24 protein-coding genes are annotated in these 24,443 nt (G+C 54.5%); 13 read left to right on the plus strand and 11 right to left on the minus strand.

Going from position 1 to position 24,443, the window contains the following annotated elements; genetic code table 11:
• Positions 1-67: 67 nt before the first annotated feature.
• Positions 68-604 (minus strand): hypothetical protein, encoded by a 537-nt coding sequence (locus ACR0FE_RS23000; protein ID WP_480915488.1) that lies wholly within the window; start codon positions 602-604, stop codon positions 68-70.
• A gap of 701 nt (positions 605-1,305) precedes the next feature.
• Positions 1,306-2,280 carry a hypothetical protein gene (locus ACR0FE_RS23005; protein WP_170617620.1) on the minus strand — a complete coding sequence of 325 codons (975 nt, stop codon included), beginning with the start codon at positions 2,278-2,280 and terminating at the stop codon, positions 1,306-1,308.
• Positions 2,281-2,525: 245 nt separating this feature from the next.
• Between ACR0FE_RS23005 and ACR0FE_RS23010 the strand changes: the two genes are divergently transcribed.
• The 6 genes from ACR0FE_RS23010 to ACR0FE_RS23035 all read left to right on the plus strand — a co-directional run bounded on the left by ACR0FE_RS23010 (position 2,526) and on the right by ACR0FE_RS23035 (position 6,783).
• On the plus strand, positions 2,526-2,909 hold the full coding sequence (locus ACR0FE_RS23010) for a hypothetical protein (protein WP_170619928.1): 384 nt from the start codon (positions 2,526-2,528) through the stop codon (positions 2,907-2,909).
• Between the two features lie 51 nt (positions 2,910-2,960).
• Complete coding sequence (locus ACR0FE_RS23015; RefSeq protein ID WP_170617624.1) at positions 2,961-4,775, plus strand: amidohydrolase; 1,815 nt, start codon at positions 2,961-2,963, stop codon at positions 4,773-4,775.
• A 139-nt stretch (positions 4,776-4,914) separates the two neighbouring features.
• Positions 4,915-5,082 carry a hypothetical protein gene (locus tag ACR0FE_RS23020; protein WP_170484287.1) on the plus strand — a complete coding sequence of 56 codons (168 nt, stop codon included), beginning with the start codon at positions 4,915-4,917 and terminating at the stop codon, positions 5,080-5,082.
• Positions 5,075-5,266, plus strand: coding sequence for a hypothetical protein (locus ACR0FE_RS23025; RefSeq protein ID WP_170817447.1), 192 nt, complete (start codon positions 5,075-5,077; stop codon positions 5,264-5,266). The genes ACR0FE_RS23020 and ACR0FE_RS23025 overlap by 8 nt, the downstream gene beginning before the upstream one ends.
• 39 nt (positions 5,267-5,305) lie before the next feature.
• Positions 5,306-6,610: a DUF6538 domain-containing protein gene (locus ACR0FE_RS23030; protein ID WP_480915489.1), complete on the plus strand. Its 1,305-nt coding sequence runs from the start codon at positions 5,306-5,308 to the stop codon at positions 6,608-6,610.
• A complete protein-coding gene (locus tag ACR0FE_RS23035; RefSeq protein WP_170619915.1) occupies positions 6,607-6,783 on the plus strand; it encodes a hypothetical protein in 177 nt (58 codons plus the stop codon). Before ACR0FE_RS23030 ends, ACR0FE_RS23035 begins: the two co-directional genes overlap by 4 nt.
• A gap of 182 nt (positions 6,784-6,965) precedes the next feature.
• Here the strand turns inward: ACR0FE_RS23035 and ACR0FE_RS23040 are convergent, their stop codons facing one another.
• Positions 6,966-7,442, minus strand: a complete 477-nt coding sequence (locus ACR0FE_RS23040; protein WP_170619917.1) for a nucleoside deaminase — start codon at positions 7,440-7,442, stop codon at positions 6,966-6,968.
• 248 nt (positions 7,443-7,690) lie between these two features.
• Between ACR0FE_RS23040 and ACR0FE_RS23045 the strand changes: the two genes are divergently transcribed.
• A complete protein-coding gene (locus tag ACR0FE_RS23045) occupies positions 7,691-8,677 on the plus strand; it encodes a M14 family metallopeptidase (RefSeq protein WP_170619919.1) in 987 nt (328 codons plus the stop codon).
• Between the two features lie 743 nt (positions 8,678-9,420).
• On the opposite strand, the gene ACR0FE_RS23050 is transcribed toward ACR0FE_RS23045, so the two are convergent.
• The 3 genes from ACR0FE_RS23050 to ACR0FE_RS23060 all read right to left on the minus strand — a co-directional run bounded on the left by ACR0FE_RS23050 (position 9,421) and on the right by ACR0FE_RS23060 (position 11,661).
• A complete protein-coding gene (locus tag ACR0FE_RS23050) occupies positions 9,421-10,326 on the minus strand; it encodes a LysR family transcriptional regulator (RefSeq protein WP_480594061.1) in 906 nt (301 codons plus the stop codon).
• Positions 10,327-11,150: 824 nt separating this feature from the next.
• Positions 11,151-11,405: a DUF2924 domain-containing protein gene (locus tag ACR0FE_RS23055; RefSeq protein WP_480915490.1), complete on the minus strand. Its 255-nt coding sequence runs from the start codon at positions 11,403-11,405 to the stop codon at positions 11,151-11,153.
• Positions 11,395-11,661, minus strand: a complete 267-nt coding sequence (locus ACR0FE_RS23060; RefSeq protein ID WP_480915491.1) for a DUF3489 domain-containing protein — start codon at positions 11,659-11,661, stop codon at positions 11,395-11,397. Before ACR0FE_RS23060 ends, ACR0FE_RS23055 begins: the two co-directional genes overlap by 11 nt.
• A gap of 336 nt (positions 11,662-11,997) precedes the next feature.
• Here ACR0FE_RS23060 and ACR0FE_RS23065 point away from each other — a divergent pair, with 336 nt between their 5' ends.
• Positions 11,998-12,294, plus strand: a complete 297-nt coding sequence (locus ACR0FE_RS23065) for a hypothetical protein (protein ID WP_170615118.1) — start codon at positions 11,998-12,000, stop codon at positions 12,292-12,294.
• A gap of 559 nt (positions 12,295-12,853) precedes the next feature.
• Complete coding sequence (locus tag ACR0FE_RS23070; protein WP_480713949.1) at positions 12,854-13,114, plus strand: hypothetical protein; 261 nt, start codon at positions 12,854-12,856, stop codon at positions 13,112-13,114.
• 543 nt (positions 13,115-13,657) lie between these two features.
• Here the strand turns inward: ACR0FE_RS23070 and ACR0FE_RS23075 are convergent.
• From ACR0FE_RS23075 to acsA, 4 genes are read right to left on the minus strand one after another with little or no spacing between them, the layout of a single operon-like run.
• Positions 13,658-13,906 (minus strand): acyl carrier protein, encoded by a 249-nt coding sequence (locus tag ACR0FE_RS23075; RefSeq protein WP_170485688.1) that lies wholly within the window; start codon positions 13,904-13,906, stop codon positions 13,658-13,660.
• Entirely contained in the window at positions 13,903-15,069 is a 1,167-nt protein-coding gene (locus ACR0FE_RS23080) for a dihydrolipoamide acetyltransferase family protein (protein ID WP_170619902.1), read from the minus strand. The genes ACR0FE_RS23075 and ACR0FE_RS23080 overlap by 4 nt, the downstream gene beginning before the upstream one ends.
• Before the next feature lies 1 nt (position 15,070).
• Positions 15,071-17,065: a pyruvate dehydrogenase (acetyl-transferring) E1 component subunit alpha gene (gene pdhA, locus ACR0FE_RS23085; RefSeq protein WP_170617459.1), complete on the minus strand. Its 1,995-nt coding sequence runs from the start codon at positions 17,063-17,065 to the stop codon at positions 15,071-15,073.
• Positions 17,062-18,801, minus strand: a complete 1,740-nt coding sequence (gene acsA / locus ACR0FE_RS23090; RefSeq protein ID WP_170617457.1) for an acetate--CoA ligase — start codon at positions 18,799-18,801, stop codon at positions 17,062-17,064. The genes pdhA and acsA overlap by 4 nt, the downstream gene beginning before the upstream one ends.
• A gap of 385 nt (positions 18,802-19,186) precedes the next feature.
• Here acsA and ACR0FE_RS23095 point away from each other — a divergent pair, with 385 nt between their 5' ends.
• The 4 genes from ACR0FE_RS23095 (at position 19,187) to ACR0FE_RS23110 (ending at position 22,835) form a co-directional block, all read left to right on the plus strand.
• Complete coding sequence (locus ACR0FE_RS23095; protein ID WP_480915492.1) at positions 19,187-19,912, plus strand: TSUP family transporter; 726 nt, start codon at positions 19,187-19,189, stop codon at positions 19,910-19,912.
• Positions 19,913-20,396: 484 nt separating this feature from the next.
• The gene (locus ACR0FE_RS23100) at positions 20,397-22,256 is read left to right on the plus strand and encodes a Na/Pi symporter (RefSeq protein WP_170617453.1); all 1,860 of its coding nucleotides are present in this window, start codon (positions 20,397-20,399) and stop codon (positions 22,254-22,256) included.
• A gap of 39 nt (positions 22,257-22,295) precedes the next feature.
• Entirely contained in the window at positions 22,296-22,544 is a 249-nt protein-coding gene (locus ACR0FE_RS23105) for a hypothetical protein (protein ID WP_170617451.1), read from the plus strand.
• A gap of 144 nt (positions 22,545-22,688) precedes the next feature.
• On the plus strand, positions 22,689-22,835 hold the full coding sequence (locus tag ACR0FE_RS23110) for a hypothetical protein (protein WP_170617449.1): 147 nt from the start codon (positions 22,689-22,691) through the stop codon (positions 22,833-22,835).
• A gap of 106 nt (positions 22,836-22,941) precedes the next feature.
• Here the strand turns inward: ACR0FE_RS23110 and ACR0FE_RS23115 are convergent, their stop codons facing one another.
• Positions 22,942-24,114, minus strand: coding sequence for a cation:proton antiporter domain-containing protein (locus tag ACR0FE_RS23115; protein ID WP_170682558.1), 1,173 nt, complete (start codon positions 24,112-24,114; stop codon positions 22,942-22,944).
• Positions 24,115-24,443: the final 329 nt, after the last annotated feature.

Raw genomic sequence — 24,443 nt, forward strand, 5'->3', positions numbered from 1 at the left:
CGCGCTCGGCATACCCGTCACGGGAGCTGTGGGATAAGTCCGTTCGGGGAAAGGGGAACCTCGGCGTTCAGCCGATTTGTGCAACAGAGCCACGCCAGAGTATTTTACCCCAGTTAGCTTCTCCAGTTTTGATTACTTTGTCGATGAGGTGGCGCAGGTCGATATCGTCTCCAAGCTTTACGAATATGGGTAGTGTCTCGTCTTCAATACGTTCAACCCCTGTCAGGATTTGCTGTCTGTCGATAAACTGTATCCGAAGAATCTGGGGGGTAGCTGAAACCGCGCCAAGCAAAAGGCTAACGAACTCTTCAGAACCCTCCGGTTCAACTTCCCCCGAGGAAATCCTGCCCGCAATGAAGTCGATTTGATCTGCAGCTGCAGACAGATAACGCTCGACCTGTCGTCGTTGTGTGCCAATAATAAGTTGAGCCTTCTGGGTCAGCAGCTCTGAGGTATTTCGATAGCCAACAAGCAGCCCCACACCCAATACGCCTGCAACTGAAGTGAGAACGAAGAAACCAAGCCCAAGCGCCAAGGCGACCGACATTGAAGCATGCCATTCGCCGGCATTCTCGTGAGAATTATTTCCTTTTGGCCCCCCCATGACACGCCCCGTGAACGAGACCATCGATTGGTACAATGCAGCAGATTATATGCAATTTCTTAAGCTTTTTAAAGTTTGGCTTGTTTGAGGGGCCGTGGTATGGGCCTTCAACGACCTCTGGGGTCCCACCCTCAACACCCGTACCACCCGAAACCACTGGGGCATAAACGGGGGCATTTCTCGGAGGGTTTGGCCCCAAGTGCCTAGTCTCGTTCCATGTTCCGATGAACTGGCTGGGGTGGTAGGAATCCTTGCCGACCGATGAAACCTATCAACTTTTCCAGCCGGTGGCCGGAACTGGGGCGGTTTCGGGGGCATTTTACTGAGTGAAGCGACGGGCGGAATGGAGCGTCAGCGGGTCAGCACGGGGCATTTCTGACCGCTGGAGAGGCCGTTCTCTAGTGCTGACGGCGTCCGTAGGACTGGACCGCTGACGAGTGGTTTCGGGGGCTGACGGGTGGTCACTGGTGCTGGCGGGTGGGGGGCGGACGTTCAATCCTAGTGCTGCGAATGACTGATGGGAGCCCGGAGCCAACATTGCCGCCTGTCTCATTCCCGGTTACAATTCTACTATCATCGGGGAGGTAGTCGTGATGCGGAAGATACTTCTTCTGACGCTATTTATGTCATTTTTTATCAATGACTTAGCCAAAGCGGAAAACCACGATCTGTTAATGGTGATGACCAGACCTACTGCACTATTATACCTTTAGTGAAACTCTTTCGACGCCCTCCAGAATGTGCATTCGAACATCTTGGTGTGGCACGTAGCTTCTCAGATAGCGGTCTAGGTTTCCAGATAGGTCAGGATTCAGTTCTAAAGCGCGCTCCAATTCGGTTGCAGCAGCATACAGTAAACCCAACTGCCCGAGGGCAGCAGCGCGCTCAACCGCACCCCAAAAGAACTCATTCATTCCGAAGGCGATAGCTTCTGCCAGTGCGGTTTCGTAATCCTCGGCGCTATAGGCCGAAAGAAACTTAGTGTGGTGCAACCAGCCTGGCACGTTGGTTCCGCATACCGCAGAGCGTTCTTCGTAAAGTTCTCCCGGGGTTTCCGAAACGACGTCACACATCCACATTCCGAATTGCTTTGACTTATCATCGTCCAGCGCGAGCATGGACTGGCCACATTTGCGAACTTCCGCCAACTGTCCAAGTTCAAGGGAGATCATGGCTCTCGAAAGGAGCACTTTGGCACAGGTCTTATCGATAGCATAAGCTAAATCAGCAAGACGAACTGCCTCTTCCAGTTGATCGGCCCCACGCTGGTAACCATGCTTGTAGCCGTCAAGAGTCAAATCCGCCGAAGCCGCCAACAGCTCTGCGTTTTCAGGGGCATGTTCCAGAGCCAAACTAATTTTCGACATCGCAAGGTGATAGGCAGGTTTGCTCGCGACCCCCTGATACCAATCTGCAAGGAAAAGTGCCTCTTTCGTGCTACAAAAACTCAGTTGGTTGAACCGAAACACCGGGCGATTACTGCCGGGACTCAGCAAAATGAGTATCTTTGGTTTGACCTGGGCATTGTAGAATGAGAGCCTGTTTCTCAGCCTTTTGCACGCAACGCGGACACTTGAATCACTCTTACTTCTGAACTCGCTCCCTTTGCCGAACACGTTCAATGCAATGTCTTTGGATGACGGGGTCATGTCTTTGCCACCAAGTTCAGTATCCACGAGGAATCTCAGAACTCTTACAAGTTGTGGCGAATCCCGGAAGTGCTCAGAGCGGCACACTGCGTCCAGCTGTATCAGGACCTCCCTCCTGCCTGGCCTAATGCAATTGTATGGATCAGCAGTTCTGTTCCTACTCATTCCATGCCCCAAAACGCAAAATAGGGTGTTAGTCACACCTAGCCACACCATGAGTGAAAAGGCAAACTTTGGAAAATCCACAGCTAATCAACAAGAAGCTCCGTTACATGAACACACGAACACGTAATTTCAAAGTCCTTGTTGGTCTCGGCCTTTCAGCTACTCTGCTGGCCGGATGTAATGCTACCCAGCCGGTGGCGGTCCAGGCAGCCGACGTTTCGGCTCAACGATACGCTCCATACTCCTGCAATCAGCTCAGCGCTGAATACCGCAGAGCGCAGAGCATTGCACAGCAAATGGAAACCGAACTCAAGCGGCGCGCCGATCAGGATGAAGCGCTCACCAATATCTGGGCTGTTACCGGGGTTCAATTGGGCGGATTCAAATATGGCGATGGTCCGATGACTCAGGAATACGCAGAACTGAAGGGGACGATGGCAGCGTTAGAAACCACGATGATTTCCAAGGACTGTACGAACCTACCATTCTAACACGACGTAGCCTGCCCAAAGAAATACGACAATCACCGGGGAGTAGAACAGATGATCCAGCTTTGTAAATCCATCCTGGCCAACTCTGCCGCGCTGGCGTTTATGGCAGCCGGTCAAACCTCACATGCGGCGCCCGAGGCCAGTCCCACTTCGGCTCAATCAGCCGACACCGTCTACACCAACGGCAAAATATATACTGTGAACGCCTATCAGCCTTGGGTTGAAGCGGTTGCGATTTCCGGTGACAAGTTTGTCGTCGTCGGTTCAAACGATGATGCAATGGCCGTCGCAGGTGAAAGCGTCAAGGTTATCGATCTGGACGGAGCCTTCGTAATGCCCGGAACCGTTGATCTGCACTCGCATCCATTTATCACGCCTTGGTATGGCGACATGAATTTGTCACTGTCCCAGCCCGACAATGTTGTCGCAATCCTTGCCGAAGTAAAAGCCTATGCCGACGCAAATCCCGACAAGGAGTGGATATTGGCAGGACAATGGCATTTGGGGCTTTTCGAGAATGACGCACCCCGCAAGGAACTCCTGGATGAAATCATCCCGGATCGTCCGGTTGCACTTTTGGATCAGACTGGGCACACATTCTGGGTTAACTCAAAGGCCTTAGAGTTGGCGGGCATCGACAAGGACACTCCGTCAGACAGTGCTGTGGTCATAGTCAAAGACCCCGATTCTGGGGAACCCACCGGCACTTTGCGCGAGTTGGGGATGCAACTGATCGAGCTGGTGATTCCACAAGCGAGCGCCGAGGAATATGCTGAACCGATCTACGACATATTCGACATGTTCTTGTCTTACGGCATCACTTCACAGCAAACCGCAGAAGGACACCGCGCTCCACTTGAGGCATTAAAGTTGCTTGAACGAGAAGGCTATCTGCACCAGCGTGTCTTTGTTAGCTGGGATTGGCGCACCACTCTGAATCTTGCATATACTCTGGAAGACATCGAAAGCCAGATACAGAACCGAGCGAACTACCAAACCGAACTGGTTTATCCCGACTATGTCAAAATCTTTTCCGATGGCAGCCCCGGCGCGCGCACCTCGCTGCTGATTGAACCTTACGAGGACGGTTCGGGTTTTCTTGGCGACACGCTTTTGAACTACGAGCAGTATCGGGATGATTTCATCAAGTTCGACAAGATGGGTGTCGGCCTGCATATCCATTCCATTGGTGAAGGTTCAATCCGGCGTGTCATCGACGCGTTGGAAGCGATGAAGGAAGCCAATGGCGAAACCGGAACCAAACATAAGGTCGCGCATAACTGGATGATAACAAAGGACGACATCACCCGCCTTGCGGCACTCCAGAACGTGGAAATGGATTTCTCGCCGCACATACCCTATCCCCATCCTGGAGTCGAAGGTTCTTACCCGCAACAGATTGGCGACGACCGTTACAACAGCATGTTCAAAGTCCGCTCAGCCATTGATGCAGGTATAGTTGTTGGTCATGGTTCGGACTGGCTGACTGCTCAACCTACACCCAACCCGTTTCCCGCCATCGAAGGGTTTGTCACTCGGATCAACCCTGACATGCCCGAGATGGGGGCACTTAACCCTGACGAAGCGATCACCCTTGAACAGGCGATTGCGGTAACAACGATCAATGGCGCCAAAATTCTTGGCGCGGAAGACAAGATCGGTAGTATAGAACCGGGCAAGTTTGCTGATATGATCGTGCTTGATCAAAACCTCTTTGAAATTCCAGTAACGGACGTTGGTGACACGCTGGTGACGCACACGGTTCTGGGTGGCGAGATTGTTTATGCTCGGGCAATCCACGGGAACGAGGACGTCGACCACGGACGAGAACCAATGTCCCACTTCCTAGGACACAATCACGACTAGACTGTACAATCGGAGGAAAGTCCGAGGTCGGCTTAGTCCGCAACTCGGCCATTCCCACTATGAATCTGAACGTCCGCGCCCGTCAAAACCGAGGAACCTCCTGCATCTAAATAAAGAAGCAACTGCAGGAGTATGATCCATGAAGTACCTGTCTGCCCTCGGCGTTCTCGTCGGGGGTTTTCTTTTGCACCCACCGCCCAAGGCCGTCCTGACGACGATGCTCTGGGTGGTGTCTCGGTCTCATCCCGCTGTCTCGGCGCTGGTTCTGCTGGCGGTCCTCTGGACGTGGAGGTCCGACGATGACTGAGCTGGAACTGAACCCCGGTGACGTCGTGGTTGTCCGGGCCTTCGATGACGTCCCTGAACACCTGTTCCGCGTGGACGAGGTGTTTGAAGACTGCGTGACCGGCTTTGCTGTGACCGGCCCACTGGCTGGTGCCTACGGCGAACCAGATCGGGAGATGATCGTCCGGCTCGTCCCTGACGCCTAACGGCAATCCCTAACAATCAACACTGAAAGGAGGAGACTCATGTCTGCTCACATTCGCTATGCCTATCTGAAGGGCCATACGTGGTTGTTCAGACGCAACTATCCTGTTGACGTGGCTCTCGCGCTGGGCGCTCAGGCGCTGAAGCAGAGCCTGAAGACCGGGGATCGCAACACCGCCCGCGTCCGTGCCGCTGAAGTCAATGCGCGCTTCGAGACACTGGTGGAGCAAGTCCGTGGCCAGGCAGAGGACGCCCTGTCTGCCACAGAGAGCACCGCTGACGGTCCTGATTGGCTCGACCAGCCAGAGTCGTCTCTCGTGCGTCTCCGGGCCACTCTGGAGGGCTCCGGGACAGTTCTGGACGGTCCTGCCTTCACCCGACCAGCCGCACCGGTAAAGGTAGTGATCCGGGACCTGAGCCGCGCCTATCTCTCCCGGCGTAGTAATGAACTACGACCCAGCGGGTTCAAATCGGTCCGATACTCCGTCGGGTTGTTCACGAGCCGGTACGGCGACCGATCGGTTTGCAGCCTGACGCGGGCGGAGGGGCGAGAGTTTCTGTCAGCGATAGCCCAACTGTCTCCAATGATCGGTAAGTCAGAGAGGACACGCGGGCTGAGCCTGGACCAGTTGGTCGCGTACTCGTCTCGGGGAACGGTAACTATTAAGGCCAGAACCCAGCGGCGTATCTGGTCGCAGGTTAATCACTTCCTCGACTGGGTGGTCTATGAGGGGCATCTGGAGGTCAACCCTTTCCGGACGGTGCCGTTCGATCGGAAAGTACGTCCTCAACCCTATGCGGTGCCGACTGACGAGGAAGTCGTGCGGCTGCTGGGAGCCAAGGACCGGGACCTGCATCCGGTTCTGCTGACCTGCCTGTTGACAGGACTGCGCGCGGGGGAAGCGGTCGGGCTGCTCCGGGAAGACCTCGTGACCAAAGGCAACCTCGGCTGCTTCATTCATGTTCAACCCAATGAACTGAGACTGCTGAAGACTGACGCCGCTGAACGACTGGTCCCGGTTCACCCGGTGCTGGATGAGATGTTCCGGCAGCTACCATCATCTGGTCCTCTGTTCCCCGACCTGACCGTGGCACATGTCACTAAGGGCTTCGCGAGACTGAGACGGCGGCTGGGTCTGGAGCGACCGGGACTGGTGTTTCACTCGACCAGGAAGTGGTTCATTACCCAGTGCGAGCGAACGGGTGTTCCTGAGCACTTCACAGCCTCTCTGGTCGGGCACAAGTCGGCACGGTCGGAGAACGGGATTACCTACGGCATCTACTCGGCAGGGATCAGTGACGAGCAGCGTCGGTCCATCGTCGATCAGATACGGCTTCCGGTATGAGCTTCCCGGACATTGATGCGTTTGAGGAACGGGCTGCTATCGCCGAATACGATGGCGGTTGCACCCGTAAGGCAGCGGAAGATCTTGCTGCTCGGGCTCAGGGGTTCCGTGACGCTGAAGCCTACTGGCAGTGGTTGGCTGACTATGTCGTTAACCGAAGACCACCTTCATAGACAGAGCCCTCGGCGGCCCTTAGCGGGTTGCCGGGGGATCTCTGCTTTATTTTCTTTTTTTGCCGAAGTCGATGTTGGTCGTAGGTGGCGGAATGAACGTAATGCGGACGTAATGGACGTTGTTCCGGGACGCCCCACCTTTTTGATTATCAGCTTTTTTACTTTGATTGGAAGATGGCCTTCTATTGCCAAAAGCCTCTGTGCCCCTCGGCAACTTCATCCTCGATTTCAGAGAAGGGCCCACGGGTTTCAACGTGGCGCTGACCGACGCTGAAGACGGCCTCACAGGGCATATCCAGTGTCAGGTTTTCCTGATTGTCACCTGTCAAGACAGCCAAACGCTTTTCGGTCATACCATAGACGACTGTTCCGATCCCCGCCCAATAGCAAGCTCCCGCGCACATGCAGCAAGGTTCTACCGAAGAATATAGTGTACATTTTTCAAGGAATTCAGAATCATAAAGACGGCTCGCCTCTCGTGCGACATTCAATTCGGCGTGGCCTACCCCCTTATAATCTTTGTAGCTGTTGCCGGAGCGGATGAGGACATCTCCGTTGGGATCAACCAGTGTCGCACCGAAAGGGTGATTGCCAGCCTGACGACTTTCTTTTGCAATCCGGATTGTCTCGCGTAAGTGCTGAAGGTCGAGTTCTCTCATATCGGTCTCCTGCGGATTGATTATCAACAGCGAAGATTTCTATTCGTGCCGCAATGTCAGTATAATCGTACTTATAATCGGGCCTCTACGGGCAGAGTGACTAAGTGTTTCGCTATGGGCTCAGTGCGGTCATCCAGAAGACTCTTTTTAACGACCGGTGTACGGACAAGCCCGACGTTCGCGCTTCGGGCATCCCGGCAAGAAAATGTATTCAATAGTTGTCTGAGCACGAGTTATGATCGGCCATTATGGACATCGATTATATCACGATAGAGTCGGACACACCCGGGCAAACGCTTTCACTACGTATCGTCAAGTTCCAAGGCTCAGAGGGTAACCCGTCCGTTTACATACAGGCCGCACTTCACGCCAATGAGATGCCAGGCGTTGTCGCAATTGACCGGCTGATCCCTCGCATTGCGGAAGCCGAAGGAAGTGGGCGTTTGGCCGGAAACGTTACGCTGGTACCCTACGCCAACCCGATTGGACTTGCTCAAGGCGTGTACGGAGAAACACTGGGACGCTTTGACCTCTACGGCAGAGTTAACTTCAACCGATCATTTCCAACCGGGACGTTGGAGGAAATGTCGTGCAAGCCCGCTGCTGATCGCCTGAAAGCAACCCTGATTGAAATGGCCGTAGCAGCGGATGTCGTGCTGGACCTTCATTGCGATGATGAGGGACCGATTTATCTTTACGTTCCTGAGCGTCAGCTGAACGAAGGTCTCCGCCTTGCCCGGGCAATGCAGGCGAGCGTTATTCTGACTGACGCCAATGATGATCCCGTTTCCTTCGATCTCGCCGTGGGGAGGCGATGGGCAGCAGAAAACCGCGAGGAAGACAAACGTTTCGCAGCGACAATAGAACTACGTGGAATGATGGATGTTACACCTGAATTGGCCCACCAGGACGCAGACGGTATTTACAGGTATTTGGTCGAACTTGGGGCCATTGTCGATGAGATTGCTGACATCAATCCAAATGACCCGATTGTCGGTGATGTTGATGAAGCTGTTCTAATCTCGACGCCGGAGGCTGGTGCTGTTCTTTACGACGTTGATGTCGGTGATTGGGTCAAGGAAGGACAGCGACTTGCGGTAGTCGTCTCCGAACCAAGTACGAAAGGTCAAGAAATATTATCTCCTTTCGACGGGCAGGTAATGACACGGCGAGATCGACGGTTTGTTCGTGTGGGCGACGATGTCATCAAGGTTCTGCGTCATCCACTACCTTAGACCTTCGGTTTTTGTTGAAGATTGATGCACAAGAAGGGCTCCCATCAGTCATTCGCAGCACTAGGATCGAACGTCCACACCCCCGAACCGCCAACACCAGCAACCACCCGTCAGCCCCCGGAACGACTCGTCAGCGGGTCGTCAGCGCCAGTGAACGGTCACTCTAGCGGTCAGAAATGCCCCCGAAACCGCCCCAGTTTCTCGGGCTTCGCTGAAAAGCCCATAGGTTTCATCGGCCGGCAAGGATTCCTACCACCCCAGCCAGTTCATCAGAACATCGTTACTTCGATACCCGTGGCACCCGTTTGCTACGGAAAATGCCCCCGTTTATGCCCCAGTGGTTTCGGGTGTTCTTTCGACCCAGCTGCACCCAGACTACCCCTGTCACCCAACCTCTAGCAGGGGTTCTATGGGGGTGGGGAATAGGTATAAGTAATGAATAGAAACCGGAGGATAGAGAGACCCGAGTATCCTCCTTTCTGATCCATAATACATAGAGGAAGGAGGAGGTTAGGCGAACGACCGAAATGCGGACTGAGCGGTCGTCTGCCTCGGTTGAGTTTATAACCGCAGTTAGCCGGAAGCGGACGCGACCAACGGGAATTTCCGTTTAAGGGAGCGTAGGCTGGTTAGCCGGAGAGCGGTCGCTCGGGGCGCAATTCATAGACAGTCGGTGTGCGGATGAAAACCCAATCAGTGTGGTTGACCGCCGCAATTCATTATTCCGGTTTCACGGGAAGCTTCTACCTGAAAATGGCAGCATAGCGGGGCGCGAAGAATTTCGCGAAGGCCTTTACTTCGGGGCGACGATAAGCCTCTGGCGCAATCAGCATCAAATGCTCCGAGTTCATCTCCTCGAGCGGCGCGAAGCATTGAATGAGCGTGTCATCGCTTTCGGCAAGTTTCACGTTTATGATGCCAAGGCCATGACCCGACCGGATGGCGGCATGCATCAGATCCAGCTCGGAATAGGTTTGCCTGATCTGATCAGGTTCCGCATAGCGGATCAGCCAATCGTGAAAGGCTGACGGCACGCCTTCACGTAGGAAGCTGACAAACGTATGGTTGAACAAGTCTTCGACCGAGGTCGGCAACCCGTGTTTTTCGGCGTATGAATGGGATCCGAAAAGCGCGTAACGCGCGGTGCTGATCTTGCGGCAGATGAGGTCTGGATGGGGAGGGCTTCTTGTCACGCGCAGTGCTATATCCGCTTCGCCAGCCGATAGATCCAGGACTTCGACGCTGGGCAGGAATTCGAAGCTGACATCGGGGCGGAGTAAAGAGAACTCGTTGAAGATCGTTGCGACCCGGGGCGAGAAGTTGCCGGAATAGGCCGTGATCCGGATCGGCCTGGTGCTGCGCAACGTTTCGACTGTCTCGGCCAGGCAAATCGCCGCCGCTTCGATTTCTTCCGCCTTCTGCAGGATTGCTCGTGCTGTTTCCGTCGGCCGGAAGCCGCGCGTGTCCCGCTCGAACAAGGTTATGCCAAGCTCATGCTCAAGCGCCTCAATGCGGCGCGCAACAGTTGGCTGAGCCATGCCGAGCTGGGGCGAGGCAGCCAAGGTGGACCCCGCGCGCACGACGGCAAGAAAGACCCTGATTTCTGACCAGCTCCGGAATGCGCTCTTCATTTTTGTAGAATAGCACATCGCCGCGGCCGATACCCGAAAATCCCGCAGCCACTACAGTGGGAGAACCTTCGCAGCAGCAGAAAAGGCCCGAGAGATGAATGCATTCATGACCAGCACCCGCACAGTCCCGCCGCTTCAAAAGGCTCCTAGCTTCATCCAGCGTGTATTCAACTTCGCCCTGCGCCCCCGCACTGAGGAAACGCAGCCCGATGACGCCCGGTCCCGGCGGGAATTCATCAGGGAAGTTCTTTCACGCAACCCGGACGCCTTCTCCAGCGATGCCGATGTCCAAAGTATGATGAGTATGTATCCCGGCAGGTACTGACTGGTTCGGGGCGGACCTTTAGCGCAAATCCCCACCCGCTGCGGACCGTCGAATGGCCGCTATCGGGCCGGTCGTGCCGATCCGCAATGCCCAGCGGTCTTTGCCTCGTAAAGTCAGAAAACTGCGGGTCGCTGCCACCCGAGCCGAACGCAGCATCTTGCACTTTTGGGCTCGAACCTGACATGCCTAGATGCCTCTCCAACCCCATTCAGCGCTGGCCGTCCAAGATGCGGTCGATCAACTCTGCCACCTCTGGATGGTCCGACCAGCGGTGAACGTCGATCGGGAGCGAGTGCCATGGGTTCTCTATCTCCCCCATAACCTCCTCCTCCCTCTGTGTATTATGGATCAGGAAGGAGGATACTCGGGTCTCTCTATCCTCCGGTTTCTATTCATTACTTATACCTATTCCCCACCCCCATAGAACCCCTGCTAGAGGTTAGGAAAGAGGAGAGGTCAAAGGGCGTCAGAACACCCAAAACCACTGAGGCATAAACGGGGGCATTTCTCGGAGGATTTAGCCCCAAGTGCCTGCTGTCGTTCCATGTTCTGATGAACTGGCTGGGGTGGTAGGAATCGGCTTGCCTTCTGCGATTTGTCGCAGCTTGCGCCGTGTCGCCGCCGGCAGACCGCCCGAAGAGCGGCACTGCGCGTCATAAGCTACTGCCTTGCGCAGGAACGCCACCGACAAATACGGCGGTGGAGGAGACCGAAAAGCCTCCTCCCACGCGGCAATCGCCAGCGGTCGATCCGGATCCGGCTTACCGGGCATCAGACTTTTCGGCTGTTGAAGTCACACCAGTTTGGGCGGGCATCGCCAAGATCCGATAGCGCTTGGGCTTGCCCTCATCTGGCTTCGCGCCCAAAACCTCGTAGCCCGCCTTGCGCAGCCCAGTCAGCGCCGCCCGCGTCGTGTGCATCTGCCAGTCGAGTTTTTCGCTGATCGTGGCAACATCTGCCCCGGCCTTGCGGCTGAGCATCTGAATGAGCCGCGCTTTCTTGGTTTTGGGTTTCGGCGATCGTGTCATTTGGCCTTCTCCTTTTGGTTCACGCAGGCTGAAAGTGACCCTGCTACCGAGGAGAGCCCGGAGACCCGGGCGGAAAAGGCGCGGCGCAACATTGGGTACGTCGCAACATGGACAGTACCGCTCTGTTTGGCTCACAAGTCCAGTGGAAGAATGACCGCTTAACGCAGAAAAGCCGTCATCTGATAAAAATAGTCAGATGACCGAGTCGAGCCCAAAGCGGACTTTGACTTTTGGACAAAAAATGCGCGCGCAAGGCGAGATCATAGGGACAGGGATTGATCTGATCGCCAAGCACTCACGTAACATTATTACTCAAGTATAAAGGGAGTGAGTAACATGACTAAGTTTTTTGTCGGTGCAACTGTCTCGATGCTGCTGACTGCGCCTGTTGCATTCGCTGGGCCAGGCCAGGGGAATACTGGAAACGGAAATAGTGATCTCGCGCAGTCGATGGCAGCAGCAGTGTCGGGTGGTGGTGCAACATTGGGCCGGGACCTTGGCGGTAAAGGCAGAGGTACAGCCTCCGTTGTAAGCGGTGGTGGAACCGGCGGCTGGGGCAATGAAGGCAGCGCTAGTGCCGTTGGTCTTGCTGACGGCCAAGTCTCCAATCGTGGTGGCGATCGCGGTCGGTAATAGGATGTGGGACCTGCGCGATTTTTATCCTGGGTCATACAAAGCTGTTGTGATAGTCTCCGCGATCGCTGGCAGACTATCACTCAACCGAATTTAATCTCTGATTAGAAGTGCCCATTTCCTGATACAGCCCAGCACTCCCACCGCTGGGTATGAAGTTGATAGGACCAAATGTACTTAAAGACCGGTTCCAACTGATTTTGTTTCCCTTTAAGGAACAATATTAAATGATTGTTTACGGAACGTGGTCCTTTTTGTTTTCACGGGTAAAATTAGGAAATTCCACTTCCGATGACCCCCTCGGTAGCGCAGGTTTTTTTCTGGCCCAGGGAACCTACGTATTTGTCTACTACCGAACACAGCCGTGTTGCCTCGTCCCCTCCAGAACTGGCAGCGCGAGTTTTTTTGGTCCGGCGGAGCAATCTGTGCGTATTTTAATTACTACCAACCACGGATGACCGGCGTTTTGCCTTATCGTTTTGCCAAATGGCGGAGCGCTTATTAAGTTTATTTTGTCGGGTCCGTGGGTTCAGTTTCAGTTAGATCTGGGAGAAAAACCATGGATAGTAGTTTCAACATAAAATCGGCATGGGCTTCGGTAATGGATGAAACCAAAAACCCACTTAGGAACCAATCTTTGTCCACTGCGCATTTGTTGATGCAAATGTTGGCTTGGATGTGGAGTGCGATTTTCTCGCTTATAGTTGGAAGCTACTTCGTATTCGGCGTTACCGCAGCGGCTCACATGTTGCTGATTGGTGGGCTATTTGTGACATTGATAGTATTCCAAAAGGCTGAAGCGACAGACTTAGACGACTAGAAGGTTCGCAGCCCCTACAAGTGACCGGGCGGTCCATCCAATTCTGGTTCCCTAGGCAATGGATGCACGGGCGCTTCCACACCGTGCGTCTCTAACCACTCAGGCACTGTCGCGCTCTGATCCTGCAAACTGGGCTTGGAACAATATTCCTGCTGCTGTTTCAGCTTACAGTTCAGGTCCAAAAGCGGACCTTCCAGTCACATTGTACAACTACGATGCAAACCAGTTTCGAACAGAAAGCAAACGCTCACTAGGCCTTCGGGCGCCGCCGTGCAGCTAATGGCGGCTTCGTCCGCGAAGCAGACGCTCCACCAAATTTGCCGACTGTCCGCTTCGAGCCCAAAGCAGACTTTAACGCAGTTACAGCAGTTGGCATTTCGGCCGTCGGACCTTCACTACGTGGGAGGAATAATCACATCGCTCACTGCCTCGACATTCACCTTGGAAAAGCACTAAATTTAGAGAGAAGTGAATGCGCATCCCACATCAGAATTTGCCGTGTCGACGATTTCCGCTTTGCTTCAACGTAATTGGCGTTTTGAATCATTGCCCGCGTCTAGAAGCGAAGTACTTAAGCGCCTTGGTTGGCGTTTCGATCTGGGCATAGTCGGTCTCAGGTATCGACACGCCTAAGCGCGCGTGCAGGGCTGTCACAAGGTTCAGAATATCCATCGAGTCGAGCTCCAGATCATCTTGCAGATGGTCATCATCAGACACATCCGCCGGTTTTATGTCCGGCGCGATTTTGTGGATTTCCTCCAGAAAGGCCTGTCTAATCTCACTGTCGTTCATAGTTCCTCCGGTCTCGAAAGCTTTTCGGCCAACACTGTAAGGAATTTTGAGGCCTGCCTGCCGTCGCAGACGCGGTGGTCTGCAGAGAGCACAAAGTTCGTGACCTCACGGGGGGCAACTTTCTCCCCATCCACCCAAGGGCGGATTTGTGGGGCGCCGACCGCCAAGAGGACAACCTGAGGAGGGAAGATCACTCCCGTCATACTGTCGGCACCACTCTCACCAAGGCTGGAAATTGTGAACGTTCCGCTGGTCAGTTCTGAACTACGCAATCGTCCAGATCGAGCACGGGTCACCAGATCACGCATCCCTTCCATGACCTCCTCAAGGGACATACGGTCTGCGTTGAAGAGCGCTGGGGCGACCAGTCCGCCGCCACGGAGGGCGATGGCGACTCCTGTATTGATCTTGTTACAGGGGACAAATGCTCCATTCACAACATGACCGTTCAGCGATTTGACGGTCTGCGCTGCGAGGGCGGCGGCCTTCACGATGGCCGCGCCGAGCAATATCCGTTCTGCCGGGGGCCGGTCCTTGTTGCGTGCGGCCAGCCATTCAGACAGGCCCTGAGTTTCAATCGTGTGTGAGACGTAGAAATGTGGAATTTCCTGCTTTGCGCGCGTCATCGCTGCGGCAACCGCCTTGCGCATTTCGGATAGGCCGTCTGTGGCTTGTTTGGAACTGGCCGCGTTTTTCGCGAAGATCTCAACATCGGCCAAAACAACTGCCCCATCCGGGCCGCTGCCTCGGAGTTCAGACAGCTTGAGGCCAGCATGCCGTGCTGCAACGCGGGCCGCCGGGCTGGCTGCCATAACCGCCGCCGGTCTGGGTGGCGTGGCCGAGACCTTTTGTGCATCAGGGCCATGAGATGGGATGCCTGGAAGCGCAGTGTCGGACGGGTCTGGCAAAACCGCTGGCGCTTCCGGCGCGTCCTCTCCTATACGGGCTAGCGGTTCTCCCACGGGAACGGTTTGACCGACTTGCGCCAGTAATTCTGAGACGCCCCCGGCTTCAAAGCTCTCGATTTCTATGGCGCCTTTCTGTGTCTCTACCACGGCGACGACATCCCCCCGGTGCACCTCGTCCCCTGGCTGAATCAGCCACTCGACCAACGTACCGGCCTCCATATCTGCACCTAGCGAGGGCATCCGAAAAATACTCATGTCAGCTTTGCCCCATCACACTCTTGGCCGCCGCGACAATCGCAGGAACCTGTGGTATCGAGGCGTCTTCCATATGTTTCGGGTAAGGGATCGGAACTTCTTCCGAACACACCCTTTCAACTGGGGCATCGAGCGTCCAAAAGACCTGTTCGGTGATCCGGGCCGAGATTTCAGCTGCCAGCGAGCCGCTGCGCCATCCTTCGTCAACAATGACGGCGCGGCGCGTCCGGGCAACCGATCCCATGATTGTTTCGTCGTCAAGCGGACGTAGCGAGCGCAGGTCGATGACTTCAGCGCCAATCCCTTCTAAGGCTAGCGAATTTGCCGCCTCTAATGTCTTGTGGAGCGACCCGCCATAGGTAATCAGCGTTAGGTCTTTGCCCGGCCTGCGAATAGCCGCGCGGGAAATGTCGACAGGGCCTGCGCCCGAGTCAATTTGACCGCTCAGATTGTAGAGCACAACATTTTCGAAGATAAGGACTGGATCGGGATCCTGCAGAGCGGTCCAAAGCATGCCGCGCGCATCTCCCAGCGTCGCAGGCGCGAGGACCTTAAGTCCCGGAATATGGGCGTACCATCCTTCAAGGCTATGGGAATGCTGGGCCGCGAGTTGCTTGCCCGCCCCGGTTGCCATACGGATGACCATCGGTACGCCGAACTGCCCTCCGGACATGTGCCGGAGGGTGGCTGCGGTGTTCAAAATCTGGTCGAGGGCCAAAAGGCTGAAGTTGACGGTCATCAGTTCAACTACGGGGCGCATCCCGGCACATGCAGCCCCGATCCCAGCCCCGGTGAAGCCTGACTCGGAGAGCGGCGTGTCACGCACCCTGTCCGCGCCGAATTTGTCCATCAGACCTTTGGAGACGGCATAGCATCCGCCATATGCACCGACGTCCTCGCCCATGAGGAAGACACGGGGGTCGCGAGCCATGGCGTCGGAAATCGCGGCCCTAATGGCTTCACGATAGGTGGTCTCGACCAGCTCACCGGTAGGGGAAGAGGCCTCAACAGTTGTCGCGGATGGCGCCATTACGTCCTTAGTTAACGACGACACAGGCTCCCAGGTGCCGGCCTCGGAAAAAGCGACGGCTTCGTCGATTTCAGCATCAGCTTGCTTTTCGAACTCCCGGATTTCTTCTTCGTGGATCAGCCCATTTTCTAAGAGCCATGACTGGAAGCGCAGAATTGGCCCCTTATTACGCCATTCCTCAACTTCGTCCTTTGGTCGGTAAAGTTGGGCATCAAACATCGAATGCGCCCGGAAACGGTAAGTTCTACATTCAAGAAATACTGGCTTTCCCGTTTCGCGGATTTCCTGCAGCGCCTGTGTTGCGGCCACTTCGACCGCGACAATGTCCATACCATCGACCACACGCGCCTCGAGCCCATAAGCGGCGGCCTTGCGGCTGACATCGGTCTCAGACTCGGAGCGCGCCAGAGCCGTCCCCATTGCGTAGCCATTGTTTTCGCAAACAAAAAGAACAGGTAGCCGCCACAGTGCCGCGAGGTTAAGAGTCTCGTGAAACTCGCCCTCGGCCACGGCGCCTTCGCCAAAGAAGCAGGCCGTCACGCCTGTGTCGCCGCGCATCCGTTCGGCTAGAGCCAGCCCCGCAGCCAAAGGGAGACCGCCACCGACAATGGCATTGCCGCCATAGAAGTTCGTGGCGGCGTCAAACAGGTGCATCGAACCTCCGCGTCCGCCCGAGCAGCCTTGGGTCTTGCCATACATCTCGGCCATGACCGAGGACATTGAGACGCCGCGCATCAGCGCATGTCCGTGCTCTCGGTACGTGGCGACGACGCGATCTTTGTCCGACAAGAGCGGGATAATCCCAGCGGCAATCGCTTCCTCTCCATCATAGAGGTGCAGGAAGCCGCGAATTTTTTCCTGAGTGTATAGCTCCGCACATTTGTCTTCGAAACGTCGGATACGGATCATGTCACTCAGCAAGCGTTTCACATGGTCGCGGTCCAGTCTTGGTTTGCTTGTGGTCATTTCTCGTCCGTCTCCAATGTAGAGATGTCACCTTCTGGCAGACCAAGTTCGCGCGCCTTCAAAAGGCGGCGCATGATCTTGCCAGAGCGGGTCTTGGGCAGGGCATTTCGGAAAACGATCTCGCGGGGGGCCACAGCCGCTCCAAGCCGTTTGCGGGCAAGGCCGCGAATGTCGCGCTCTAGCTCCTCATCCTCGGTTTGGCCGGGATTCAGGGTCACGAAGGCTTTGACGATTTCGCCCGCAGTCTCGTCTGGAATACCAATCACAGCGGCCTCGGCGATGGCTTCATGCTCAATCAGCGCACTTTCAACCTCGAAGGGGCCGACCAGATGGCCCGACGTTTTGATTAGGTCATCGGCTCGACCGACGAACCAGAAATACCCATCACTGTCCCGCATCGCGAGATCGCCTGACAAGTACCAGCCATCATTAAAGCATTTTTCGTACCGCGCCTGTTCGTGAAGATAGTCCCGCATCATCGAGGGCCAACCCGGTCGCAGAGCAAGCTCTCCGATCTCGCCATCCGGTAATTCTCGCAAGCCCCCGTTGTCTGGTTCCACAATGCCGACAACAACGCCAGGCAGGGGTCTGCCCATCGATCCAGGCTTGATGTCATGCGCTCTAGTATTGGCAATCATGATGCCGCCGGTTTCTGTCTGCCACCAATTGTCGTGGAACGGTCGACCGAATACCTCGTTGGACCAGACCACGGCTTCGGCGTTCAGAGGCTCACCGACGCTTGCAAGAAACTGCAGAGCGCTGAAGTCGTACCCGCGTGCGACCTCACTGCCAGCGCGCATCATCATGCGGATGGCTGTTGGGGCTGAATACCAGACCTCAACGCGTTCCCTTTCAACGATCCCATACCAGCGTTCGAGATTGAACTCTGCCTCGTCCACAATCATCGTCACGCGGTTCACCAGTGGTGAGATAATTCCGTAGGTCGTTCCGGTGACCCAGCCCGGGTCAGCGGTGCACCAGTAGGTCACGCCGGGCTGCAGTTCGAGTGCGTAACGACCGGAGAGCGCGTGGTGCTGAACTGCGCCATGCACGTGAACCGCACCTTTTGGCCTCCCGGTGGTACCCGAGGTAAAATGAATCAATGCCGGGTCTTCCGTCTGTGTATGGACCGCCAGAAATTCTGTCGAGGCCTCTTGCAATGCCGGGGCCAGAGCGACGCAATCATCAGGAGCTTCGTCGCCAACGATGAGGACCAGACGCAGCGACGTCATTTCCTGACGCCACGATGCGATTTTGCGTTTGTAGAGTGACTTAGTCGTGACCAGAACATTGGCATCGCCGATTTCCATCCTGGTTCTCAGGGGTTCCGGCCCAAAGGCGGCAAAGAGTGGCGTAAAGACCATCCCGGCCTTTAAAGTGCCAAGGGCTGCAGCATAAAGCTCAGGCCGGCGCCCCATCGCGACAAAGACGCGGTCTCCTTTTTGTTGTCCGTGGTCATAGAGCAGATTTGCAAATCGCGACGACATGGCTGCGAGATCGCTATAGCTGAGCGTTTGCTGCGCTCCGTCCTTGGATAGCCATATCAGGGCAGTATAGTCTCCATGCCCCTGAGCTACGTGGCGATCGACAGCTTCAAACCCGATGTTGATCGAGCCATCTGGCAAACCTGTGAGAAGTTCGCGGCCAAGGTCGTGTGTCGGCTGCTCTAGGGCATCCGAGGTTGGTTGCCAACACGCAGCGGCGCGCTCTTCGGGTGATTTCCGGATGGTGCTCATTGCTACATCCTCCCACAGAAAGTCTGGCGGGGAGATCTGGGGGAAGACAATGACTCAAATCAAAGCGCGCAATATGGACTCATCTAAACCGATCTTTAACGTTTCGGGCAAGGTCAGTGCGCGCGCGATTATGTACGTACCATGGTTTGTTAGGACTACATCAGGTCCTTATGGCCTTTTACATCTTCAATGATAGACTTGTGCATCGTTTCGACCGACTGGAAGCACATTTTGAAGGCCTCCCCGAATATCCGATTGTCACCTAATGCACGGACCTGCATATCTAACCGCGTGCAAGATCGCATAAAGAACCGCGGCAAGGCCGGTCTTTCCAGTGGGCAGCATGATTAGTGATTTTGCCCCGGATGCGTCTTTCTTGACCATTGTGCTGGCCGGAGTTGTTATCTTCGCAGCCTCTTTTGCTCGGGGTTATTCGGGGTTTGGGTTCTCGACTATTCTGATGGTGGGCTTGCTCCCGGTCATTCCCGCTTCACAACTCGTGCCATTGTCCATTGCGCTTGAAATTCTCGCGTCCAGTAGTCAGGCGCCGCGTATCCTGCCTGATATCAACCGCCGTTATCTCGGCATTCTTCTTGGCGCCAGCCTGATTGGTGCGCCAGCCGGTATTTTTCTACTGTCCTATGTCGCGGAAAGTACACTGCGGATGATTGTCTACGGTGTGGTGTTTGCCTCAACGGGGTTGCTGCTCTTGTCTGCTTCCCGGCCTGTATCCATTACGATGCCGAGGTTGGTTCTGGCTGGCCTTATCGCCGGGGCGGCAAATGGGGCGACCGCGCTGAGCGGTCTTGTATTGGCTTTGTTCTTCACCTCCTCGACTATTGAGTCAACAGCGATGCGGGCAACGCTTATCGCCTATCTCTTCTTCGTAGATCTGATTACAGGAGGGTTGCTTTTCGCCGCCGGCCACTTTGAAACAATTACGTTCTGGCTAATTCTGGCGGCAATACCCGTGATGCTGGCGGGCATTTGGCTGGGCTCGCGCCATTTCTTCGCCACGCCATCGGACTCGTTCAAGACAAGGGTCCTCTGGCTTCTGCTCGCCTTTTGTATCGCGGGTGTAGGCCAGATGCTAGTTTACGGCTTTCGATAAATTTCCATTTCGTCGGGTATCGACAAATTCGGGGAACGGCGAAAGGGAGATTTGGCCAAATGATTGGCGTAGCAGTATAAAGAACTGTCATCGCTTTAAGCTCACGGCCGAATGTGCCGGTATACGCGCGTCGAAAAAAACAACTGATTGGTGCTTGAAACAAGCGCCAATTCAGTAAACGCCATAGGCGAACTGCTTTTTCTACTCTTTCAGTTCTCAACATGTTTGGTCCATCGGTGTCATGTAGCAAGTCAGTCCAAACATTTGAGCAAGTAGAGTTCCTACGCCATGATTTGAATCAATGAGACATGTACGTTGCGGTAGTAGAAATATCGAGATCAGAAAGCGCCCGGGTTTGGGATGTGGTATCTGCTGAGAATCTTGGCGCTGCACGAACGTTGGTTGAGGTTAGTGTGCGGTCTTCCTGGAGGTCGAAATTCGCGCCATGCGGTGTTTTTGCGATCCAAAAATTTGGATTGATTGAATGATCAAGTACTACCTACCGGTCGCAATTGGCGCGCTACTAATTGCCTTTTGGGTAAGTCCTGACGCGCAGGTGGTTGCAGCTGGGATCGCTATCTTTTTGTTTGGCATGCTTATGCTTGAAGACGGTTTCAAGCTACTTGGAGGCGGAACACTAGAACGAATGCTTCAGCGGGCGACAAAATCCGTTTCGCGATCTCTCTTATTCGGTTTCGTCTCTACTGCGTTGTTGCAGTCCAGTTCACTGGTTTCGGTCATAACGATTTCATTTTTAAGTGCTGACCTGATTTCTCTGGTCGGTGGGGTGGGCATAATCTTTGGGGCCAATATCGGAACGACGACGGGTGCGTGGTTGGTTGCCGGGCTAGGATTGAAGGTGAATATCGCAACCTATGCCATGCCAATTATCGGCCTTAGCATAATCCTTGTGTTTCAGAAGCCGAAGGTGCTCCGTGGGATTGGTTACGCTCTTGGCGGACTGGGTTTTCTGTTCCTAGGCATTCATTACATGAAAGAGGGTTTCGACGCGTTCAAGGACCAGGTCGATCTAATGCGATTTGCTTTGTCGGGATTTTGGGGGCTGGTGGTCTATTGTTTGTTGGGGACTGCCGCAACCGTGATTATGCAGTCGAGCCACGCGACGATGGTGCTTACTCTCACTGCGCTTGCCGCTTCACAAATTAGCTATGAAAACGCGCTGGCTCTCGCGATCGGGGCTAATATTGGAACCACGATTACGGCGATTATTGGCTCGATCAGCGCCAATTTTCAGGGCAAGCGACTGGCATTGGCGCACCTGATCTTCAATACAATAACTGCGGCGGTAGCTTTGGTTTTCATAGTCCCGCTACGTGAGATGGTTGACATGATCAGTGGTGCCGTGGGTATCGGTGCGGAAGATTTTGCTCTGAAGTTGGCAGTGTTCCATACTATCTTTAACGTGCTCGGCGTCTTGCTCATGTTACCATTGATGCGGGGGCTGATCTCCTTTCTAGAACGCAGTATTATCGAACCAATCCCGGATGTTAGTCAACCGCGTTACCTGAACGATGCGGCCGATGATTTCCCACAAACTCTTGAGATTGCACTTCGAAAGGAGGTCATGCACCTATACGAAAACGCGATGACGTTGATCTTGCATGGCCTGAATCTGCATAGGAAGGATGTGCTTAGCGCGAACAGCGTTGCAGAGGTGGTTCGAAGCAGTCGAACACCTACCGACATGGATATTGAGGAAAGCTACCGGCGCAAGATCAAGACACTCTATTCCGCCATTGTCGAATTCTCGACGCGCGTCGGGGAAAAACGTGTCGAACCAGATGTAGCGGAACGAGTTTATGCCCTGAGAGATGTCGCTGGCGACATCGTTCAAGCGGTTAAGTCGGTCAAACACCTGCGAAAGAATATCTTGCGTCACACTGTACGGTTTTCCGGGAGTGCAACCGAACTGTATGATGACCTCCGTACTGAAATTGCCAGAATACTCATTGAGATTCAAAAACTTGAAGAAGCAGAACCGGGTGAGCGTAGTGCGCTCTGGCTTGATCAGGAACGTGCGCAAATAGAAGAAGATGCTCGGACCGCTGCGCGCCGTGTAGAACAGCTCATTCGAAAAAACCAACTCACTCCCGATGCCGCAACTTCATTTCTCAACGACTCGGATTATGCCTATAGCGCGATGCGTAAGCTGATCGAAGCAGCGAGAACCTTTTACATCGAACGAGACAGCGCCATGGCCGAAGTCGAACGTTTGTTGGCTTTAGAAGAAGAAGAACTCGGTGAGTATAAGATTGAAACCGATGCGCTCTCTAAGGAAGAAGAATCCGAAAAACATCACAGTAAAGTCGTAGAAAGCAAATAGCATGCTGAAATTGTGCGACGATCTGCGGGGGGTATTAAGATGGGATTGAAAAAACTTGCCGAAAAAATGGTCGAGTACAACTCGCGTCTTGAGGCAGGCAAAGCGGAGAAAATTAAATCCAGCCATGTTCAAAAGGTACTCAAAAAGCTGCGCAAGAAGGTGGCAGATCTTGAAGCCGAAATTAATTTGGAGAAGAATTCTGACAGGAAAGCCAGACTGGTTCGAAAACTCGGAACAGCGCACGAGAGTGTCAAACGGGCTGAGTGGCTGTTGAGCGAAATTGACTAATACTCTGGTTCAGGCTTTAAAAATTTGAGGACTCGCGACGAGTGCCTTGGTGGCCATTTTGAACCTGATGCCAACACACCTAAGCAACTGGAGTGCCACATTTTATTTGGACCACCGTTACGTCTGAGAAACGGAGGGCCGAGAATGGCGAACAAGAGACATAAGCCGGAAGAAATAGTTAAGAAGCTGCGGCAAGTTGATGTGCTTGTCGGCCAGGGAATGATGCGTGTAGATGCGATCCGCGAGGTTTGCATATGGTGGCGAAATGCCAATCTTTGGCGCGGTGTTTGAGACAGACCAACAAATCGCGGTGGCTTTGCCCAATGGGCAACCTATGATGGTAGGTCTGCCGTTGGCGAATTTGCTCGCCTTTCTTGAATCGATCCAGTCTGAATAGTCACTGACCAATCTGGTCATCCGTGTCAGCCGTTCGTCTGATTGACATGAGAGTCAACGGCGGCCCCAACACCTCGAAGGCCACAGTACTGACTAGAGTAAAGGCCATGATCGACGCGGCCCAATGTGGAAATTGCTCTCCGGCGACAAGGGCCATTCCTACCGCGACACCGGCCTGTGGTAACAAAGCTGGACCGTACCAGCGGGTCTGACGGCTAGGCAGGCCGCCAAGTCTCGCTCCGTAATAACCCCCGACGAGGCGGGCGACGGCGCGCAAGAATAGGAAAAGAGCACCAGCCCAGCCCATCAAGCCGAAGGCTTCAATATCCAACGTGGCGCCAGCCAACAGGAAGAACAGGATCATGAATGGCCACTGAATGTGCTCGATCTCATGGAAAGCACGCTCGTGATGGCGGGCGAGATTCCCGATAACTGCGCCCGCAACCATGCCTGCTACCAAGAATGAAACCTCCAGCCAAAGCGCGAGGCCCGCTGTCAGAAAGACTATGCCCACTGCTTCTGCCTGCATTGGCTCTCCCGGTTTCAAGCGACCGGTCAGGTAAGCGGATGGCACGCCTAGTGCGGAACCCAACAAAATAGCCCCTCCGAAATCCCACATCGCTGTGGTCGTGATGGTGGCCCAACCATCCGAATGACCGGCCAGAACCAGGGCGATACTGAATACGATCAGACCCCAAGCGTCATCAATTGCGACTATGCCCTTTAATGTCTCGGTGAAGCTGTTGGACACCCCAGATTGTTTGATCACGTCTGTCATGGCGGCCGGAGCTGTAGCCGTAGCAATTGCCGCCAGCACCAGCGCCAACCCGAAGGGCACGCCAATTGCGGCCAGTCCAGCAGACACAATAACAAGGGTTGCAACCACGGTTGAAATCGAAATCGTCAGAATGGCTCGGCCATGCCGAACCAGGTTCTCGCGGGTCAATGATCCTCCAAGAAGAAATGCGACCATCGTCAATGCAACGATGGATACCTCATCGAACCACATTGCAACGTCGAGTGGGATCAATCCCATTCCGGCATTCCCTGCGATCAAGCCAAGGAAAAGTAAGGTTGTAACACGAGGAAGATGCGTGGCCCGGCCGAGTTGGTCGGCGGCCAATCCGGCAAGGAAGAGCACACCGAGGGTAATCAGAAAGCCGGCAATGTGCATAGAAAACCAAGCGTTAAGATCTTGTCTAGACTACTCTAACCCCAACCCTGCTTGCTAGGAACCGATGACGGAGAAAATGCGAGAGTCCCGTCGCAGCTTAGGCCGAAGATCCCTAAAAAAGGGATATTGATCTGTATTTAGGCGAAAGCGCGCCGCACTTGGCACAATAACTCATTCAGGAAATGAGGAGGAACTTTCGATGCCGACAAAGAAATTTAACACAAATAGCCCGACCTCGCTTTTGGATGTTTTCAAGCAAATGCAGCCGCCCATTTCTGGCAATCCGGCCTTCGGTGCCCAGATCGAACAATTTTGGGACGCGCAAGAGA

It is taken from the genome of Ruegeria sp. K7 (genome assembly GCF_056531785.1).